20 protein-coding genes are annotated in these 17,501 nt (G+C 48.8%); 4 read left to right on the top strand and 16 right to left on the bottom strand.

The annotated features are described in order from the left end of the window. The first annotated feature begins 12 nt into the window (after positions 1 to 12). Positions 13 to 1,065 (top strand): NAD(P)/FAD-dependent oxidoreductase, encoded by a 1,053-nt coding sequence (locus tag KNQ06_RS02385; RefSeq protein WP_055968842.1) that lies wholly within the window; start codon positions 13 to 15, stop codon positions 1,063 to 1,065. Positions 1,066 to 1,105: 40 nt separating this feature from the next. On the opposite strand, the gene KNQ06_RS02380 is transcribed toward KNQ06_RS02385, so the two are convergent. Beyond that, positions 1,106 to 1,402, bottom strand: a complete 297-nt coding sequence (locus tag KNQ06_RS02380) for a DUF1462 family protein (RefSeq protein WP_064299461.1) — start codon at positions 1,400 to 1,402, stop codon at positions 1,106 to 1,108. Between the two features lie 109 nt (positions 1,403 to 1,511). Here KNQ06_RS02380 and KNQ06_RS02375 point away from each other — a divergent pair, with 109 nt between their 5' ends. Further along, the gene (locus tag KNQ06_RS02375) at positions 1,512 to 1,739 is read left to right on the top strand and encodes a NifU family protein (RefSeq protein ID WP_012371190.1); all 228 of its coding nucleotides are present in this window, start codon (positions 1,512 to 1,514) and stop codon (positions 1,737 to 1,739) included. Between the two features lie 42 nt (positions 1,740 to 1,781). On the opposite strand, the gene KNQ06_RS02370 is transcribed toward KNQ06_RS02375, so the two are convergent. Both KNQ06_RS02370 and KNQ06_RS02365 read right to left on the bottom strand, forming a co-directional pair. Beyond that, complete coding sequence (locus tag KNQ06_RS02370) at positions 1,782 to 2,546, bottom strand: TIGR01457 family HAD-type hydrolase (RefSeq protein WP_215147284.1); 765 nt, start codon at positions 2,544 to 2,546, stop codon at positions 1,782 to 1,784. A 6-nt stretch (positions 2,547 to 2,552) separates the two neighbouring features. Then, a complete protein-coding gene (locus tag KNQ06_RS02365; RefSeq protein ID WP_023469145.1) occupies positions 2,553 to 2,996 on the bottom strand; it encodes a DUF86 domain-containing protein in 444 nt (147 codons plus the stop codon). 151 nt (positions 2,997 to 3,147) lie between these two features. Between KNQ06_RS02365 and glpX the strand changes: the two genes are divergently transcribed. Then, positions 3,148 to 4,128 carry a class II fructose-bisphosphatase gene (gene glpX, locus KNQ06_RS02360; protein WP_215147282.1) on the top strand — a complete coding sequence of 327 codons (981 nt, stop codon included), beginning with the start codon at positions 3,148 to 3,150 and terminating at the stop codon, positions 4,126 to 4,128. 35 nt (positions 4,129 to 4,163) lie between these two features. Further along, positions 4,164 to 4,439: a DUF3055 domain-containing protein gene (locus KNQ06_RS02355; RefSeq protein ID WP_034786088.1), complete on the top strand. Its 276-nt coding sequence runs from the start codon at positions 4,164 to 4,166 to the stop codon at positions 4,437 to 4,439. A 33-nt stretch (positions 4,440 to 4,472) separates the two neighbouring features. Here the strand turns inward: KNQ06_RS02355 and KNQ06_RS02350 are convergent, their stop codons facing one another. The 13 genes from KNQ06_RS02350 to KNQ06_RS02290 all read right to left on the bottom strand — a co-directional run bounded on the left by KNQ06_RS02350 (position 4,473) and on the right by KNQ06_RS02290 (position 17,439). Beyond that, positions 4,473 to 4,919 carry a general stress protein gene (locus KNQ06_RS02350; RefSeq protein WP_029342422.1) on the bottom strand — a complete coding sequence of 149 codons (447 nt, stop codon included), beginning with the start codon at positions 4,917 to 4,919 and terminating at the stop codon, positions 4,473 to 4,475. An 85-nt stretch (positions 4,920 to 5,004) separates the two neighbouring features. Then, positions 5,005 to 5,382 (bottom strand): YutD family protein, encoded by a 378-nt coding sequence (locus KNQ06_RS02345; RefSeq protein ID WP_023469149.1) that lies wholly within the window; start codon positions 5,380 to 5,382, stop codon positions 5,005 to 5,007. A 94-nt stretch (positions 5,383 to 5,476) separates the two neighbouring features. Further along, entirely contained in the window at positions 5,477 to 6,376 is a 900-nt protein-coding gene (gene lipA / locus KNQ06_RS02340) for a lipoyl synthase (RefSeq protein WP_023469150.1), read from the bottom strand. Between the two features lie 62 nt (positions 6,377 to 6,438). Further along, entirely contained in the window at positions 6,439 to 7,740 is a 1,302-nt protein-coding gene (locus KNQ06_RS02335) for a bifunctional metallophosphatase/5'-nucleotidase (protein WP_215147280.1), read from the bottom strand. Positions 7,741 to 7,761: 21 nt separating this feature from the next. Next, positions 7,762 to 8,604: a DUF72 domain-containing protein gene (locus KNQ06_RS02330; protein ID WP_214723855.1), complete on the bottom strand. Its 843-nt coding sequence runs from the start codon at positions 8,602 to 8,604 to the stop codon at positions 7,762 to 7,764. Positions 8,605 to 8,771: 167 nt separating this feature from the next. Next, on the bottom strand, positions 8,772 to 9,845 hold the full coding sequence (locus KNQ06_RS02325) for an acyltransferase (protein ID WP_214723857.1): 1,074 nt from the start codon (positions 9,843 to 9,845) through the stop codon (positions 8,772 to 8,774). A 408-nt stretch (positions 9,846 to 10,253) separates the two neighbouring features. Beyond that, entirely contained in the window at positions 10,254 to 10,805 is a 552-nt protein-coding gene (locus KNQ06_RS02320; RefSeq protein ID WP_214723859.1) for a dihydrofolate reductase family protein, read from the bottom strand. An 85-nt stretch (positions 10,806 to 10,890) separates the two neighbouring features. Continuing rightward, positions 10,891 to 12,288, bottom strand: coding sequence for a Fe-S cluster assembly protein SufB (sufB, locus tag KNQ06_RS02315; RefSeq protein ID WP_023469154.1), 1,398 nt, complete (start codon positions 12,286 to 12,288; stop codon positions 10,891 to 10,893). A 36-nt stretch (positions 12,289 to 12,324) separates the two neighbouring features. Then, positions 12,325 to 12,759: a Fe-S cluster assembly sulfur transfer protein SufU gene (sufU, locus tag KNQ06_RS02310; RefSeq protein ID WP_023469155.1), complete on the bottom strand. Its 435-nt coding sequence runs from the start codon at positions 12,757 to 12,759 to the stop codon at positions 12,325 to 12,327. Further along, positions 12,749 to 13,972 (bottom strand): cysteine desulfurase, encoded by a 1,224-nt coding sequence (locus KNQ06_RS02305; RefSeq protein WP_035396382.1) that lies wholly within the window; start codon positions 13,970 to 13,972, stop codon positions 12,749 to 12,751. Before KNQ06_RS02305 ends, sufU begins: the two co-directional genes overlap by 11 nt. A 1-nt stretch (position 13,973) precedes the next feature. After that, the gene (gene sufD, locus KNQ06_RS02300; RefSeq protein WP_215147278.1) at positions 13,974 to 15,251 is read right to left on the bottom strand and encodes a Fe-S cluster assembly protein SufD; all 1,278 of its coding nucleotides are present in this window, start codon (positions 15,249 to 15,251) and stop codon (positions 13,974 to 13,976) included. Positions 15,252 to 15,269: 18 nt separating this feature from the next. Then, on the bottom strand, positions 15,270 to 16,055 hold the full coding sequence (gene sufC / locus KNQ06_RS02295) for a Fe-S cluster assembly ATPase SufC (RefSeq protein WP_023469158.1): 786 nt from the start codon (positions 16,053 to 16,055) through the stop codon (positions 15,270 to 15,272). Positions 16,056 to 16,188: 133 nt separating this feature from the next. After that, complete coding sequence (locus KNQ06_RS02290; protein WP_214771212.1) at positions 16,189 to 17,439, bottom strand: MDR family MFS transporter; 1,251 nt, start codon at positions 17,437 to 17,439, stop codon at positions 16,189 to 16,191. Positions 17,440 to 17,501: the final 62 nt, after the last annotated feature.

The raw sequence follows: 17,501 nt of genomic DNA, 5'->3' as shown, positions 1-17,501 counted from the left end.
GGATTTTACGTTATGAAGCAATTGGTCGTACTCGGCGGAGGATATGGTGGAATGCGGATTTGTGAGCGATTCAAGGACGAGGAAGTTGCCGTCACGCTCGTCGACCGTCTACCGTACCACGCACTCAAAACGGAATATTACGCACTCGCAGCAGGTACATTATCAGATCGGGATGTCCGGATTGAATTTCCGGAGGGGAAACATCTTACTTATAAATATGGACATGTCATTAAAATCTCACCAGAGACGAATACGGTCCACCTGCAAGACGGATCAGAATTATTCTATGATGACTTGATCATCGCCCTCGGTTGCGAGGATAAATACCACAACATTCCGGGTGCTCAAGAGTTTACATACAGCATCCAGACACTTGAAGAATCGCGCAAGACACAGCAAGCGATCTGTGGTCTGTCACCGGGGTCCGTCGTCTCGATCGTCGGTGCTGGTCTATCTGGTGTCGAACTTGCCAGTGAACTGCATGAGAGCAGGAAGGATTTAACGATTCGTCTGTTCGACCGCGGTCCATCCGTCTTGTCATTCTTATCCGACAAAGTCTCGTCTTACGTCCAGGAATGGTTCGAGGAGCATGACGTGGAAGTCATCAACAATTCGAACGTCACGCTCGTCACGGCGGACGACGTGCGAAACGGCGACGATACGTACCCGTCGGACTTAACGATTTGGACGGCAGGTACGCAGCCGGTCAAGGTCGTTCGTGATCTCGGCTTTGCTGCAGACAGTGGTGGTCGGATCAAATTGACGGAACATCATCACGTACCGGAATACGATAACGTCTTCGTCATCGGCGATTGTGCCAGCTTGCCTTATGCGCCAAGCGGTCAACTCGCAGAACATCAGGCAGAACAAGTCGTCGACGTCTTGCAAGCGAAATGGCAAGGGAAGAAATTGCCGAAACTGCCAGAAATCAAACTGCGCGGGATGCTCGGATCGCTCGGAAAATCAGACGGTTTCGGGATCGTCATGGGCAAGCAAGCTCTGACGGGGAAAGTCCCACGTCTCTTGAAGTCCGGTGTCTTATGGAAACACAAAAAGATTAAATGAGCAAAAGAGGTGTCCCGATCTTGGGATACCTCTTTTTCATTCATCCCGTCTGACTTAACTTTGCATCAATCGCCGCCGTGATCGTCTTCAGCTTGACGTACCCCTCGTCAATCATCTCATCATCAAGCACGATCAATGGATAAAAATAGACATCCTCTTTTAAGGCTTCCGTCCATTGATCCGCTGTCGCTGTCTCGAAATCGACATAGCGTAGCGTCATTTCTTGCTCATATTTTCGCCCGAGGACGGCTTGTAGCCAACTGAACGTCTCTTCCGAGCTGGGTGCCCCGACACAACTCGGACAAGTGACCGCTGTCCCGTAAACCGTGATTTCCATCTTGAAGTCCCCCTTTTCAATTTTCTCCTCTTTAGTATACAAGTTTTCCAGATTGAGAACATTTTTCAACCCTGTTACAATGAAACTATACGAAAGGATGTGTTTACGCATGGAAATGTTTGATCAAGTGAATGAAGTTCTTGAAAAATTGCGTCCGTTCCTTCTTCGTGATGGAGGAGACGTTGAACTCGTAGATGTAGAAGACGGAATCGTAAAACTCCGTTTGATGGGAGCTTGTGGTAGCTGCCCAAGTTCAACGATCACATTGAAGGCCGGTATCGAACGTGCCCTTCTTGAAGAAGTCGCTGGCGTCGTTGAAGTCGAACAAGTCTTCTAATACATGAAATCCCGAACGAATTCTCGTTCGGGATTTTTTGATTCATAGAATCCATTCGGCTAACGTATCGACCATATATGTCGGTTGACGATCCTGACCTTGAATGAAGATAGGTGTATGGACGCCAGAATTGACGTGCATCGTCCGGATGCCTCCATTGATTCCGAATAGGATATCCGTATGGTAGTTATCCCCGACCATGATGACGTCTTCTTTTGACAGACCAATCATCTCCGTTGCGATATCGACCATGACCGGTTCCGGTTTACCGATGAAGAACGGTTCCTTCTCCGTCGTCACGCGCAGGACGGACGTCAAGGCACCGTTTCCTGGTAAGAATCCACGTTCTGTCGGAATGGCGATGTCTCCGTTCGTCGAGATGAAGCGAGCACCGGCACGAATCGCGAGGGCCCCGACAGCGAGTTTTTCATATGTGATCTGACGGTCGAGACCGATGACGACGTAATCTGCCGCTTCCGTTGCGACGACGTCTAACCCTTCCCGTTCAAGCGCATCAATCAGTCCTGTCTCACCGATGGCATAGACGCGCGCTTTCGGTGATAAATCAGCGATATAACGACCAGTCGCCATCGCACTCGTCAAGACGTGTTTCGCATCGGAATGAACACCCATCCCGCGTAATTTCTCCGCCACGGCTTCTGCCGTCATCGACGCATTATTCGTCACGAACAAATACGGAATGCCTTCTGCTTGCAGACGATTGACGAACTCGACCGCTTCTTTTACCGGTTCCGTTCCGTTATACATCGTTCCATCTAAATCAAATAAATAGCCTTTTGCCTTCATCCTGACTCACTCCTCGTTTGGTAAAAATGCAGACACCGGTCCGAGTTCTGTCTCGATATACCGGCGAATCGCTTCCGGGAAACGACGTAGTTCTGCTTCCTCTGTCTCAAGTACCGCCCGAATCTCCGCCATACTCGACTGTGTGAATGACCGGACGATCAACGTACGTAACGCAACGAGCTTCTTCAGACTCGTCGCGAGCGGTCCATCGATGACCTTCTCATCTTCTAAAATGAGAATGATATCTTCATAACTTCCCGGATCCCGCATGATGAATCCATCAATCATACTGTTTCCGATGTCGATGACACTTTCGATGACTAAAAAACCGATCCGTTCCATAGCCAGTGCCGTCGTCACCGGATCCCCCGTAACTTCCTTACTTTGTCGAAGTGCCGTCTCATAACAGACGACCGTCTCTTCGATTTTTTGACGATTGACGAAATACATCTTCATTCCCCCTCACATCCTCCATTTTATCGTTATCCGGCAATCCTGAAAAGCAGAAAGGTCATTTGCATCACATTCCCCAATGTGTTATCCTCAATTTAGATTTTTGCTGAAAATAGTATGTCACATTGGTGACGTGGAGGTTATATACATGGAACGGGAACTCGCACTGGAAATCGTACGCGCTACGGAAGCAGCAGCATTAGCTTCTGCTCAATGGATTGGTCGCGGTAAGAAAAATGAAGCGGATGATGCAGCAACGACTGCGATGCGCGAAGTCTTGAACACGGTCAACATGAACGGAACGGTCGTCATCGGTGAAGGTGAGCTCGACGAAGCACCAATGCTCTTCATCGGCGAACGTGTCGGAACAGCAAACGGTCCAATCGTTGACATCGCCGTCGACCCGCTTGAAGGTACGAACATCGTTGCCAAAGGTCTCGGTAATGCAATGGTCGTCATCGCCGTCGCCGATCAAGGTGCCCTGCTCCACGCACCGGATATGTATATGGATAAATTAACAGTTGGACCAAACTTAAAAGGGCACGTCTCGCTCGACGATCCACTTGAAGTCATCATTGAAAAAGCAGCTCAATACAACAATAAACGGATTGAGGACGTCACGGTCATCATGCAAGACCGCCCACGTCACAATCACTTCCGCGAAGCCGCGATGCGGATGGGCGCACGGGTTCGTCTGTTTGAAGACGGCGACGTCTCGGCTGGAATCGCACCACTCTCTCCTGCGACAGGAATCGATATCTTCATCGGTACAGGCGGTGCTCCTGAAGGTGTCATCACGGCTGCTGCCGTTAAAGCAATGGGCGGCGACATGCAGGCACGCTTACATCCGATGAATGAAGAAGAAACTGCTCGTGTCATCCGGATGGGGCTTGAAGATCCGCTTCAACTCTTGACGCTTGATGACCTTATTAAAAGCGACGATTGTATCTTTGCCGCGACCGGCGTCACGACGGGCGAAATGCTCGACGGCGTTAAGTTCTTGACGGATGATATCGTCGAAACGACATCCCTCGTCATGCGTTCGAAGACACGGACGATCCGAAAAGTCATCGCCGAGCATAGCTTATCGCGTAAACCATACTTGCAAAAAGTCCCCCAAACCCTTTAATCTGAAACAGATGTTAGGGAAATGAGGGAAGCTGAATGATGGAAGAACGTGATTTTTTATATGATGATGTCGAACAAACGAAGACACGCTTCGTCAGTTGGATTGGAGAAGCCAGTCGGTTTGATCTCGCCATCACCCACTCAGAGCATTTTTACGGTAAGATTCTCGTCTTGAATCTCTTATCGAATCGCTTTGCGATCATCGGCGCGGATGATTTTGATGAACCTGGCTACATCGCGACGGCGTTTGACGTCGAAGACGATGCGGCAACGGAACTTGAGATGTACCTGCGTGCTTATATCGGTCTATGAAAAAAGCCTTCGTCCGTGGACGAAGGCTTTTTCTTATAAGAGACGATCGTTTCGTTCATTTAGTGTGTTCGGTCCGCTGAAGACGTTCGTATTGTCTGACTCGTCATGGGCACGGCGTTCTGAATGCTGATCCGCTTCATCACCGACGAGTAATACGAATTGACCACTTTCGACCGCATGATTCGCACGATCGACGTCTTCCTTCGTCAAGCCACTTCCATGAATCGCGTCGCCATGAGAAGCCGTATCATCCTTTTTGAAGATACTCTTGATTTCCTGCCAGAGATTACGATGATCTTCCTGTGACAGACGCGTAGATGTCTGTTGGTTGTTCAAATCCGCCAATTCCTCGATTTGTTCGAGATCGTATTTGTCGTGCGCTAAAACTTTTAAATCAGTCGAGACGACACCGGCAACACGGAGATCGTGCACGGCACTGACGACTTCTGGTACGGATGAGTAAATTCCAACGATTCGCATGGATAGTTCCCCCTATAGGTACATGATACTTATAGTAATAGCCGAATTCCGTCCACTAGAAACGCTTTTCTGTATGACAGTTTGATTACTCGCTTTCCGTCTTCTCTGGTGCAGGTGCGAACTTCCGTTTCAACTTCAACGTATTGGATGAAGAACCGTCGAAGCGAGGTGGTGCTTCTTCTCCTTCTACCAATCCGATCTTCTTGACGATGAAGTAGGCACATCCGAAGTTACAGTATTCGTAGAGATAATCCGCCACATGCGAAATCTTCGTATCGAATGTCGCTTTCTCGTGTTGATCCTCATAGAAGCCACGTAGCCGTAATTGACCGTGCCCCCAGTCCCCCACGATATAATCATATTTCTCAAGGACGTCGCTAAAACGACCGATGAAGGCTTCCTCATTAAAACCTTCGCGCTTCTCTTCGACGACCTCATAACGTTCCCGATTGACTTGTATCATTATTCCCACCTCCTGCTGTTCTTATCATAGCATATTCCATTTCGCCTGGCAGACGAAAAACCGTCCGAGCAACTGCTCGAACGGTTTTTGATCATTAGTCGATCGGAAGTGCTGTTTTATTCTTTTTCGCTGCGTTGACTTGCTCATCCGCGTGATACGACGAACGAACGAGTGGACCTGCCTCACAGTGCGAGAACCCTTTGCTGAGGGCGATCTGCTTCAGTTCAGCGAACTCTTGTGGTGTATAGTATTTGATGACGTCGAGGTGTTTTTTCGTCGGTTGGAGATACTGACCGATCGTCATGATGTCGACGTTATTTGCGCGAAGATCATCCATCGTTTCAAGAATCTCTTCCCATGTCTCACCAAGACCAAGCATCAAGCTCGACTTCGTTGGAATTTCAGGTGCGAGTTCCTTCGAACGACGAAGGAATTCAAGCGTCCGGTCGTAAGTTGCTTTCGCACGAACGGTCGGCGTCAGACGGCGGACCGTCTCGATGTTGTGGTTCATGATGTCTGGTTGTGCATCGATCAGCGTTTTCAATGCCTCAAAGTTCCCGCCCATATCTGAAGGCAAGACTTCGATTGATGTCTCTGGGTTCATCCGACGCACTTCACGGACAGTTTCAGCGTAAACGCCTGCTCCGAAATCATTCAGATCGTCACGAGCAACCGCTGTGATGACCGCGTGCTTCAGGTTCATCAAACGAACGGATTCCGCGACACGTTTTGGTTCTTCGAGATCGAGTTCGTTTGGACGTCCTGTCGTCACGGCGCAAAAACGGCACGCACGTGTACAGATACTTCCAAGAATCATGAACGTCGCCGTCCGGCGTACCGCCCAACACTCGTGGATATTCGGACACTTTGCTTCCTCACAGACAGTATGTAGCTTTTTCTCGCGCATCATACTTTTTAATTCTGTGTAGGTTTCATTCGTATTCAGCTTGATTTTCAACCATTCCGGTTTACGTTGGATTTCTCCGCGTCCCATGGTTTCGCTTCCCCCTTCATCCCCAAAAAGTCAATTAATGTCTGCTTTAGTATAACAAACAATCAGGGTTTGCGAACAGGCAATTCATTATATTCCGACTTCTCCGATAAGCGTTTGAACAACAAATCCCGTAACAATTCCGGCATGAAATATTCTTTTGGCATTTCTTTGATTGCTGGGAAGAGTGGACCGAATGTGAACATATCCGGCAAGACGACCGTATAGTTTCGCGTTGGCTCAAGCGGTTGATGTTCCGCCAAACCAGCATAATGCATCCGCCCCATCAACTTACCACGGAAACCGAGACCACGAACCTTTAGTTGTTCGAACTGATCTGTTCTGACTTCGTCGAGGAAAGTTTGGACTTCCACACCGGTCATCGTCACTTTACAGGGATTGATCGGGTGCGGACAGAGTCGATGTAAATCAAAGGCAGAGACAGGACCTGGTGGAAGTGACCCAAGCAGAATGCCTGCAGGGACACAAGCGATATCCGCATCACACCAGTCGCGCATCGTCTCGACAAGCAATTGTGAGAATGGCGACTCGCTGAACCAGTCATTGGCTAGACCCGATGTCTCGCCAATCGGCTCCTTCATCTGTTGTTCCGCCAGATATTGTTCCCGGTCGAGCAATTTTGCCGTCGCTTCATCCTCGGCGTAATCGTGCAAGGAGTGAAGGACCGCTTCCTTCTCACCCGTATCCGTATTCATGTAGATCTCACCTGCATATTGTCCATGTTTTCCCGCTTGCGTGATCAAGACACCATTCTTAACGACACCGTCATCAAGGACATGATGCGTATGCGCACCGATGATCAAATCAAGTTCCGGAAAACGCATCGCCAGTTCTTCGTCTTGATAGAAACCGAGGTGACTTAAGCAAATCAAGACGTCGACTTCTTGACGCAACCGCTCGATTTCACGCGCTGCGACGTCAAACGGTTCTTCGATCGTCCAACCAAGTAAACCGTATAGTTCAATATACGGTGCCGTCAGACCAAAGACGCCGACTTTGCCGGTCGGTAATTCGTGAATGACACCTTGCTTCGCAAACGGTGCTTCTAAATTCGAGACGAGGACCGGAAAGTCCGCTTCCATGTAGAGATTCGCTAACCAGTCATGTGGAAACGTGATGCCTTCATTGTTCCCGATCGTCACTGCGGTCGGCATCAACGCATTCAATAAATGCGTATTGATTTTTCCTTTTGTTGCTTCCGTCGCTGGATCCACACGGTCCGCATGATCGCCGAGATCAAAAACGAGCGAATCGTACGTCCGGTGTTCCTTGACGAAGGACATGTAGCGAGGCCACATATCGAAGTGTGAGTGCAAATCATTATAGTGAATGATGTGTAACTTCATGCAGAAGCCCCCCTTGATGATTTAGAACAAAGAGATTTGTCGCGGCGCGAGTTCATAGTCGAGATCGAGAATCTCGATTAATCGTTTCGCATTCGGGGCAGCATCTCCTGCTGAGTTGTTATTAAAAAAGACATAGACATCCTTTGCTTCCGCTGCAACGTCGCGGACGTGACTTGCGAGTTCTTGTAGCTCGTCTTCCGAATACCGGTAGAGACAGCGGACTTTTCGCCAATCTTCGCTGCTTTGACCGGGTTTCTTTAACCAACCGGCTTTATTTCGTCCGTGGAGGCGGATGAATGCCGTCTCCTGCGTCACGACCGGTACGAATGGTACGGAACCATCTTCCGTCTGCGGTTCGTCACAAATCGTATGAATGAACTGATGTTCCTTCAGAAAACGGAGCGTTCGCTCACGATAAGCTTCCGAATACCACGATGGATTTCGGAACTCGATCGCGACCGGCAGTCCGGCAAGTGATTTTCGGATTGTTTGCAAATATTCCAAGTGCATTTTGCTGACATCGAACCAGGGCGGCAACTGCACGAGGATTGCCGCAATCTTTCCACTCTTTCGCATCGGTTCGATCGACGCGATATATTGTTCAAAAATCGGTCCGAGCGGATCTTTGTTGTCCCGGTCGTGCCCACTCATCGCGCGGTGAACCTTGACGATGAAGCGAAATCCATCCGGCGTCTCGGATACCCATTTTTCATAGTTTCGTTCCGGTTGAATCGCATAGAATGTCGAGTCGACCTCGACCGCTGGAAAATGACCGGCATAGGCAGCCAGTTTCTCTTTACGATCTTGCGGGGTCAAGTAGAGACTATCATGATCTCCCCAGCCCGTGACACCGATATATATCATGCTCTCTTCCCCCTCGTGTGTTCTATTCTACCTATTCATCATAGCATAGCAGAATCCGGGATTTCTTCTTCGATGCTTCCTAAGCAAACACTCTTTTTTCAGAAAAAAGACATCCCTCCCCTCCCTACTCATGCAGGAAGGAAAAGGATGCCTAGTCACCGTTCTCATCATGAAGCAGTAGACTGTGCCTCGACGATTTTCGGAGCAGGAGCTCTTCGTTTTGGAACCGGAACGATATAGTTTCCGTACGGCAATAGACTGATCACATAAGAGACAGAAATCGAAGCCGCAAGCGTGACGATCATCGCACAAATGAACATACTCGCAGAGTCGAAGTAAGCGAAGAGATCCGTCCGACCGATTCCGCGAATGACGAGCGGGTGAATTAGGTAAATGCCCATCGAATGTGTTCCGATCGTCTGGAAGATGCGCATCGCTGTCGCATCCGTCTGGACACGGCGGAAGACATAGTTCAAGACGACGAGAACGAACGGGATGTAGACCAGATTCGAGAGATTCGTCGACGTGTACGTCCGCTCTAAATCGATGCTGACCCAAATATCAAGGATGATCAATCCACTGATCAGCAATAAGATCGTCCGATGACGTTTTAAAATCTGCTGAATCTCTTCATAATAGACGGCGTATGTAATCCCCATCATGAAATAGGCAATCCAGTTAAGTAAGAAGGAGCGGCTATTGACGAGTCGATCCAGAAACTCGATGTCCGTCGTTAAGCTTCCTGAAGTCAGCCAGAAGTAGTTGACACCCATCGACACCACTGTCGCGACAAGTAGCAATGTTCCTTTCTTAAGTCGTGCAAGTACCGGAAATACGACATAAAACTGAAGCACCGTCAAAATGAAGTACAGATGGAAGTTTGCCGTTCCATAAAGGAAGTAATCCGATAGTGGCATACCCGGCTTTAGACTATCTTCTACATGATAACGATACACGAGGTAAATCGTGCTCCAAATCAAATAAGGAATGAAAATTTTAGAGAAACGGGACTTGACGAATGTTCCAAAATCAAATCCTTTGCGCTGGACCATCGACATCAACAGAAACGCACTGATGATGGCAAAGATCGGCGTACCAATCCGGGAAAATTGATCGATGTAACCAATCGCTTCATTTTCGAATTCCCCTTTCGAATGGTAAAGACCGGCGATGACATGGACAGCGACGACCATGATTGCCGCAATTGATCGAATGACAGGAATTTCTTGATAAAATTTCATTTTTTCACACCTTAATCATGTTTATAGATTTTTTCACAAAAGTTATTATAATCTATTTTCGTCCAAATTAAATGATAATATCCAAATTTTATCGGATGTAACGAAAAAGAATCTATTTTGAAATGAGGATTCGTCTTATACACATCTGCTAAAATGTCATACTGCTTTTCTGTTCTTAATAGCTTGAAGAAAAAAGAGAGAAGTGTTTTTGTTCGCTCGAAATCGCTTCCTAGGGAAAAAACAAGCAAGAGCGACCCTGCAGCGAAGCGAAGCGACGTGATGCTTTGTCCCAGGAAAACGATTCGAGATGAACAAAAAAAGCGCGATCCTTCTCTTTAGAGAAAAATTGCACTTTGTCTTTAATCTGAAAGAATCCCTTTTGAAATAAGAGACTCTTTTTTGTGAAGACTAGATTTTTTCGTAAGATAACGCGATACATCCGGAAGCAAAGACGCGTGTTTCGACTAACCGTAGCGTCTGTGGTTGATCAAATACCGGAAACATCCGTTTTCCACTACCGAGGAGAACAGGATAAATCACGACATGATAGCGATCGACGAGTCCAAGCTCAATTGCTTCAGAAGCAAGCGTCGCCCCACCGATCGCAATCTGTTTTCCAGGCAATGCTTTTAGTGCTTGAAGTTCCTCGGCAAGCGACTGATTCGCTAGACGCGCATTTCTTGTGACGGAATCAAGCGTCCGCGAGAAGACGACCTTCTCAAGCGATTGCCAGGTTTTCGCATACTCAACGACAATCGGCTCGTCTTCCTGATCCGCTGTCTCCCAGTATTGCATCATCTCGTACAAACGGCGTCCGTAGACATGGGTATCGAACGCTTTCTCGTAGTCATTGAAATACTGATGTAATTCCGCATCCGGTGAAGCGAAATCGATCCTTCCTGACGCATCCTCGATGTAACCGTCAAGCGAGACTTGAAAGGAATAGACGATGTCACGCATAGTAACCCCTCCTTTTTCATTCTTTACCCGAATAACCATTTCATGAAAAAAACTCCCCCATCCGTAGATGAGAGAGTAAGACGAATTATCCGATTGAACCTTCCATCTCGAACTTGATGAGACGGTTCATTTCGACCGCATATTCCATTGGAAGTTCTTTTGTGAATGGCTCGATGAAGCCCATGACGATCATTTCCGTTGCTTCCTCTTGTGAGATCCCGCGGCTCATGAGGTAGAACAATTGCTCTTCCGAGACCTTCGAGACTTTCGCTTCGTGCTCGAGCGAAATGTTATCATTGAGGATTTCGTTGTACGGAATCGTATCCGACGTCGATTGGTTATCCATGATGAGCGTATCACATTCGATGTTCGAACGTGCACCTGTCGCTTTCCGTCCGAAGTGAACGATACCGCGGTACGTGACTTTACCACCGTGTTTTGAGATCGACTTCGAGACGATCGTCGACGATGTGTTCGGTGCTAAGTGAATCATCTTCGCACCCGCATCTTGGTGTTGACCTTTACCAGCGATTGCGATTGACAATGTCATACCACGTGAACCTTCACCTTTGAGGATGACGGCTGGGTATTTCATCGTCAGTTTCGAACCGATGTTACCATCGACCCATTCCATCGTTGCGCCAGCTTCACAGATCGCACGCTTCGTAACGAGGTTGTAGACGTTGTTCGCCCAGTTTTGGATCGTCGTGTAACGGCAGTAAGCGTTTTTGTTGATGAAGATCTCAACGACCGCTGAGTGAAGCGAGTTCGTCGTGTAGACCGGTGCTGTACATCCTTCGACGTAGTGAACCGATGCTTCGTCATCAACGATGATCAACGTCCGCTCGAATTGACCCATGTTTTCCGAGTTGATCCGGAAGTAGGCTTGAAGCGGCGTGTCGACTTTGACACCTTTTGGTACGTAGATGAACGATCCACCTGACCAGACCGCTGTGTTCAAAGCTGCGAACTTGTTGTCTGTTGGCGGGATTAATTTTCCGAAGTACTCACGGAAGATATCTTCGTTCTCTTTTAACGCTGTATCTGTATCTTTGAAGACAACACCGATTTCTTCGAGATCTTCCTTCATGTTGTGATAGACGACCTCTGACTCGTACTGAGCCGAGACACCTGCCAAGTATTTTTGCTCTGCTTCAGGGATACCGAGCTTATCAAACGTACGTTTGATTTCTTCCGGTACTTCATCCCACGATTTCTCTGCCCGTTCAGACGGCTTGACGTAGTACGTGATGTCGTCGAAGTTCAATTCTGAGAGATCGCCACCCCACGCTGGCATTGCTTGTTCGTTGAAGATCTTGAGTGATTTCAAACGGAAATCAAGCATCCATTGTGGTTCTTCCTTCATTTTCGAGATCGTTTCGACGACTTCAGTCGTCAAGCCGCGTCCAGAACGGAAGATCGAGATATCGCGATCGTGGAAACCATATTTATAATCGCCAATTTCCGGCATGTTCTTTGCCATGTTCATTTCCTCCTCTTACTTGCTTGTGACCGAAGTTTACTTCCCTTCTTCTACGCCGCGTTCGAGCGCCTTCCAGGCAAGTGTCGCACATTTGATCCGTGCCGGGAATTTCGTGACACCCGAGAGTGCCTCGACGTCCCCGAGGTCGAACGATTCGTCGTCATAGTCTTTTCCTTGGACCATGTCCGAAAAGATATCCGCGAGTCGTAAGGCTTCTTCGATAGTCTTACCTTTGACGAGTTGCGTCATCATTGAAGCAGACGCCATGCTGATCGAGCAGCCCTCCCCGTCAAATTTCGCATCACGGACGACATCGTCTTCAATCGCGAGCTGGAGACGAATCGTATCGCCGCACGTCGGATTGTTCATGTCGATCGTGACGCCCCCCTCGATCGCACCGCGATTTCGGGGAGTTTTATAGTGATCCATGATCACTTGACGATACAAGTGATCGAGATTGTTAAAATCCATGACTGAAATACTCCTTCGTTTGGCGAAGTCCTGTCACGAGTGCGTCAACCTCTTCTTTCGTGTTGTAGAGATAGAAGCTAGCGCGAGCCGTCGAGCTCGCTCCGAGCCAACGCATCAGGGGTTGTGCACAGTGATGACCGGCGCGAACCGCGATTCCCTGCATATCAAGGACGGTTGCGACGTCATGTGCATGGACATCACCGAGATTGAACGTGACGAGTCCAACGCGTTCTTCCGGACCGTAAATCGTTAGTCCGTCGATGTCACGCATTTGTGCCATCGCGTACTGCGCGAGTTCACGTTCGTGTGCTTCGACGTTCTCTAGACCAATCTCTTCTAAGAAATCAATCGCTGCTGATAAACCAACGGCACCTGCGATGATTGGTGTACCGGCTTCGAAACGATATGGAGACGGTTTGAACGTCGACTCTTCAAGACCAACGTAATCAATCATCTCGCCACCGAATTCGACTGGTTCCATCGCATTGAGTAATGCCTTTTTCCCGTAAAGGACACCAACACCTGTCGGACCACACATCTTGTGTGCAGAGAAGGCGAGGAAGTCACAGTCGAGATCCGTGACATTGATCCGTTGATGCGGTGCACTTTGCGCAGCATCAACGACCATGACGGCACCTCTAGCGTGCGCAAGACGCGCGACTTCTTTGATCGGATTGATCGTACCTAAAACGTTCGAGACATGTGCCATCGCTACGATCTTCGTCCGGTCGGACAGTTGTGCTTCGACCGCTTCGACCGTCACGCGACCATCAGCTGTCAAATCGACGTATTTCAACTTCGCTTTTTTGCGTTTAGCGACTTGTTGCCACGGAATGAGATTCGCATGGTGTTCGAGGTACGTGACGACGATTTCGTCGCCTTCTTCGACATGCTCCATGCCGTAGCTTGACGCGACGATGTTGATCGCCGTCGTCGTGCCGCGGGTAAAGATAATTTCTTCATGGTGTTGCGCCTGGATGAAACGACGAACGTTCTCACGCGCACCTTCGTACGCATCCGTCGCTCGTGTTCCGAGCGTATGGACGCCACGGTGCACATTCGAATGAATCGTCTTATAGTAGTCGTCAATCGCATTGATGACGACGAGCGGCTTCTGCGAAGAGGCCGCACTATCGAGATAGACGAGTTTCCGGTCGTTGACCTGTTGGTCGAGGATCGGAAACTGATTGCGGATGGATGCATCGATTCCCATATTAGTTTACTTTCCCTTCGATGACTTGAACGAGACGTTCTTTCACCGAGTCAATCGCAAGTTCCGAGACGACTGGCTGGAGGAATCCGTGAACGACGAGGCGTTCTGCTTCCTTCCGTGAAAGGCCACGGCTCATCAAGTAGTAGAGTTGTAGTTCATCGACACGACCGACAGATGCCGCGTGTCCTGCCATGACGTCATCCTCATCGATCAAGAGGATTGGGTTCGCATCACCACGTGCCTTTTCAGACAACATGAGGACACGTTCCGTTTGAACGCCGTTTGATTTCGAAGCACCGTGATGGATCATCGACGTTCCGTTGAAGATAGATGTTGCTGCGTCTTTTTGGACACCGTGGATCAAGATGAAACCTTCTGATCCTTTACCGAAGTGGTCCGTCCGGACGTTGAAGTTTTGTTTTTGCTCTCCACGACCGACCGTAACGGCTTTCGTATCTGAGAACGAATCGTTTCCGACGAGGTGTGTTTTCGTTTCTGTAACCGTGTGACCGTCATTCATGTGACCGAGTGCCCATTCGAGCTTCGCGCCTTGTTTGACGACACCACGACGGTTCATATACGTGATGGCACCTTTTGATAGCGTGTCGACACCACCGAAGAGGACTTTTGCGTTGTCTTCAACGAAGACTTCTGTGACGACGTTGACGTTGTGCGCTTCATCACCATAAGAGACGAAGTTTTCGATATACGTCAATTCGCTGTCCGCATCTGCGACGATGATTGCGTGGTGGTAAAGCGCTGCGCCTGATTGCTCAAGCGTGTAGATTGCTTGCATTGGTACAGAAAGCTTGACGCCTTTTGGTACATAAAGGAACGTACCACCGTTGCGAAGTGCTGCGTTTAATGCCGCAAGACGATCTTCGTTGACTTGAACACCTTCCGTCATGAAGTACTTCTCGACGAGTTCCGGGTGTTGTTTTAATGCGTCTTCGAGCGTCGTGAAGATGACGCCGTTCGCCGCTTCACTGTTTTGCGCATGGACGAGTTGTCCGTTACGCGTGACGAGCATGTGATCACGGTTTTCGCCGATCAATGATTCGATATCTGAAGAAAGACCAGTGACGGTTTCAAGTTCCGTCGTACCTTCTGTGAAGTTCCAGCCTTCGATCTTGATTTTTTCTACTTTTGGCAATGCGAGCGTTGGGGCAAGATCAAGCGCGTCTTGACGCTTTGCGACCATCCAAGATGGTTCCCCTAAGCGAGTCGCACGTTCTGCCACTGCCTCGCGATTTACTGCAAGATTCAGTTCTACAGTCATCATGCTTCCTCCCTCGTCTTACGCTTTTGTTTCGATTTCGACGTCTTCGATGCCGAGTTCTTTTTTAACCCAGTCATAACCTTCTGCTTCGAGACGGTGTGCGAGTTCTTTACCACCAGACATGACGATTTTTCCGCCCATCATGATGTGGATGAAGTCTGGCTCGATATAGTTCAAGAGACGTTGGTAGTGCGTGATGATTAAGCAGCCGAATTCAGGTGAACGCATTTCGTTGACACCTTTTGCGACGACTTTCAGTGCATCGATATCAAGACCTGAATCGATTTCATCAAGAATCGCGATCGCTGGTTTAAGCATCATCATCTGAAGAATTTCGTTACGTTTCTTTTCTCCACCAGAGAAACCTTCGTTGAGGTAACGGTGTGCCATTTCTGAAGGCATCTCGAGAAGACCCATTTGTGAATCAAGCTCACGGATGAACTTCATGAGTGAGATTTCATCGCCTTCTTCACGACGCGAGTTGATCGCTGAACGAAGGAAGTCTGAGTTCGTGACACCACTGATTTCGCTTGGGTACTGCATTGCGAGGAACATACCCGCTTGTGCGCGCTCATCGACTTCCATGTCGAGGACGTCTTCGCCGTCGAGTGTGACTGAACCAGATGTCACTTCGTACGATGGGTGACCCATCAATGCTGATGCGAGTGTTGATTTACCTGTCCCGTTTGGTCCCATGACCGCGTGGATTTCCCCGCCTTTGATTTCCAAGTTGACGCCTTTCAAGATTTCCTTGCCGTCGATCGCGACGTGTAGATCTTCAATCTTCAAGTGTGAAGCCTTCATGTTAGAATCCCTCCATCTATTCATTTCGTGACTGACGATTCAGAACACGAGCGTTACTAATTTAGTATCATTCTAATCTTAAAGAAACATCGCGTATTATTCAAGCGTCATCGCTCGTTGATTTTTCTCAAAATCATGCGTTTTGTTGAGAATCATTCGAAAGTTTCACCGGTTCCTCGAGTTCCTCGATCGTCGAAGCCCGATGAATCCGTTGTGACAGTAAGAGCAGTGGTATTCCGAATAATGTCAAGCCCGCTAATATCCCGAAAATCGGTAACGGACGGTCCGCTCCATATAAACTTAACAAATGTCCTCCGGCGATCGGTCCGATTGATTGTCCGATCGACGTCAAGCCCATCGCCCCGAAATAACTGCCCCGTAATTCTGGCTTCGCGAACCGATCGGTCAAGATGTCGGTCATCGTGAACATCATGACTTCCCCGCACGTGAAGATGAACATCGCGACGATCATCAACCAGATCGCGTTCGCATTTCCCATGATGAACAATCCGATCGCAACAGTCGCAATCCCAGTCGTGATCGAGACGAGTGGTGACGTCTTGACACCAAACTTCATGATCGGATATTGGACGATCAAGACGGTGATCGCATTGATCGTGATTAAGATCGCATAGAGTGTCTTCCCACCTTCAAGGAGTGACGTCTCCGTCAAGAACTGTGGCAAGGTCGAGTTGAACTGGCTGTAGCCGAAGACACCGAAGATGATACCGGCGAGTGCCAGCGTAAAGGCGATATCCGTCCGCAACAGACGAACCGTTGCTCCGAATGACACCTTTTTCCCACCATGCGTCTCGGTGATTGGATGACGTTTGAATAAGATACCAATCATCACCCCGTACACGATATAGACGAACGCCGTGATGTAAAACGTCGCGGACGTGTTTCCCGCACTCAGCAGTAAAGCGATTCCCGGTCCAATCGCTGCTGCGATGTTGATCATCGCGTAACGGATATTGAAGACGAACAATCGGTTCGCTTCGTCCGTCGTATCACTGATCAAGGCACGGGCGGACGGTTCAAAAATCGAGCGACAGACACCGTTCAAGGCACTGAGCGTAAAGAACGCCCAGAACGTCTCGACTTGTGCTAGCGCGATGAAGACGACCGCGAACCCAATCGTTCCGGCAAGCATCATCGCCCGCCGTCCATAACGGTCCGACAAGGTACCGCCGATGAAACTCATGACGAGACTGGCGATCGCCGAAATACTGAGCACCCAGCCAACATCGACCGGATCAAACTTTAGAACAGTCGTCATGTAGATGGCGAAGAACGGCATCGTGATGAACGTGCCGAGACGTGAGAAAAACGTCCCGAACAAGACCCCGAGTGTCAACGGATGCAGTTGACGTATGCGTTGCATATGATTCCCCCTAACCCCTGTTTCAGACAAATGAAAAGCATCCTTCCATTATATAGGAAGGA

The sequence above is a fragment of the Exiguobacterium sp. s91 genome, assembly GCF_018618915.1.
In the GTDB taxonomy this organism is placed as follows: Bacteria; Bacillota; Bacilli; order Exiguobacteriales; family Exiguobacteriaceae; genus Exiguobacterium_A; species Exiguobacterium_A abrahamii.
The sequence above is the reverse complement of the archived record's forward strand: the minus strand, read 5'-3'. Positions and strand labels throughout refer to the sequence as shown.

What these genes read in the sequence shown, in the direction of transcription:
- KNQ06_RS02385 (WP_055968842.1), top strand. Translation starts at nt 13, where the DNA reads ATGAAGCAATTGGTCGTACTCGGCGGAGGATATGGTGGAATGCGGATT.
- KNQ06_RS02380 (WP_064299461.1), bottom strand. Translation starts at nt 1,402, where the DNA reads ATGGAAATCACGGTTTACGGGACAGCGGTCACTTGTCCGAGTTGTGTC.
- KNQ06_RS02375 (WP_012371190.1), top strand. Translation starts at nt 1,512, where the DNA reads ATGGAAATGTTTGATCAAGTGAATGAAGTTCTTGAAAAATTGCGTCCG.
- KNQ06_RS02370 (WP_215147284.1), bottom strand. Translation starts at nt 2,546, where the DNA reads ATGAAGGCAAAAGGCTATTTATTTGATTTAGATGGAACGATGTATAAC.
- KNQ06_RS02365 (WP_023469145.1), bottom strand. Translation starts at nt 2,996, where the DNA reads ATGTATTTCGTCAATCGTCAAAAAATCGAAGAGACGGTCGTCTGTTAT.
- glpX (WP_215147282.1), top strand. Translation starts at nt 3,148, where the DNA reads ATGGAACGGGAACTCGCACTGGAAATCGTACGCGCTACGGAAGCAGCA.
- KNQ06_RS02355 (WP_034786088.1), top strand. Translation starts at nt 4,164, where the DNA reads ATGATGGAAGAACGTGATTTTTTATATGATGATGTCGAACAAACGAAG.
- KNQ06_RS02350 (WP_029342422.1), bottom strand. Translation starts at nt 4,919, where the DNA reads ATGCGAATCGTTGGAATTTACTCATCCGTACCAGAAGTCGTCAGTGCC.
- KNQ06_RS02345 (WP_023469149.1), bottom strand. Translation starts at nt 5,382, where the DNA reads ATGATACAAGTCAATCGGGAACGTTATGAGGTCGTCGAAGAGAAGCGC.
- lipA (WP_023469150.1), bottom strand. Translation starts at nt 6,376, where the DNA reads ATGGGACGCGGAGAAATCCAACGTAAACCGGAATGGTTGAAAATCAAG.
- KNQ06_RS02335 (WP_215147280.1), bottom strand. Translation starts at nt 7,740, where the DNA reads ATGAAGTTACACATCATTCACTATAATGATTTGCACTCACACTTCGAT.
- KNQ06_RS02330 (WP_214723855.1), bottom strand. Translation starts at nt 8,604, where the DNA reads ATGATATATATCGGTGTCACGGGCTGGGGAGATCATGATAGTCTCTAC.
- KNQ06_RS02325 (WP_214723857.1), bottom strand. Translation starts at nt 9,845, where the DNA reads ATGAAATTTTATCAAGAAATTCCTGTCATTCGATCAATTGCGGCAATC.
- KNQ06_RS02320 (WP_214723859.1), bottom strand. Translation starts at nt 10,805, where the DNA reads ATGCGTGACATCGTCTATTCCTTTCAAGTCTCGCTTGACGGTTACATC.
- sufB (WP_023469154.1), bottom strand. Translation starts at nt 12,288, where the DNA reads ATGGCAAAGAACATGCCGGAAATTGGCGATTATAAATATGGTTTCCAC.
- sufU (WP_023469155.1), bottom strand. Translation starts at nt 12,759, where the DNA reads ATGGATTTTAACAATCTCGATCACTTGTATCGTCAAGTGATCATGGAT.
- KNQ06_RS02305 (WP_035396382.1), bottom strand. Translation starts at nt 13,972, where the DNA reads ATGGGAATCGATGCATCCATCCGCAATCAGTTTCCGATCCTCGACCAA.
- sufD (WP_215147278.1), bottom strand. Translation starts at nt 15,251, where the DNA reads ATGACTGTAGAACTGAATCTTGCAGTAAATCGCGAGGCAGTGGCAGAA.
- sufC (WP_023469158.1), bottom strand. Translation starts at nt 16,055, where the DNA reads ATGAAGGCTTCACACTTGAAGATTGAAGATCTACACGTCGCGATCGAC.
- KNQ06_RS02290 (WP_214771212.1), bottom strand. Translation starts at nt 17,439, where the DNA reads ATGCAACGCATACGTCAACTGCATCCGTTGACACTCGGGGTCTTGTTC.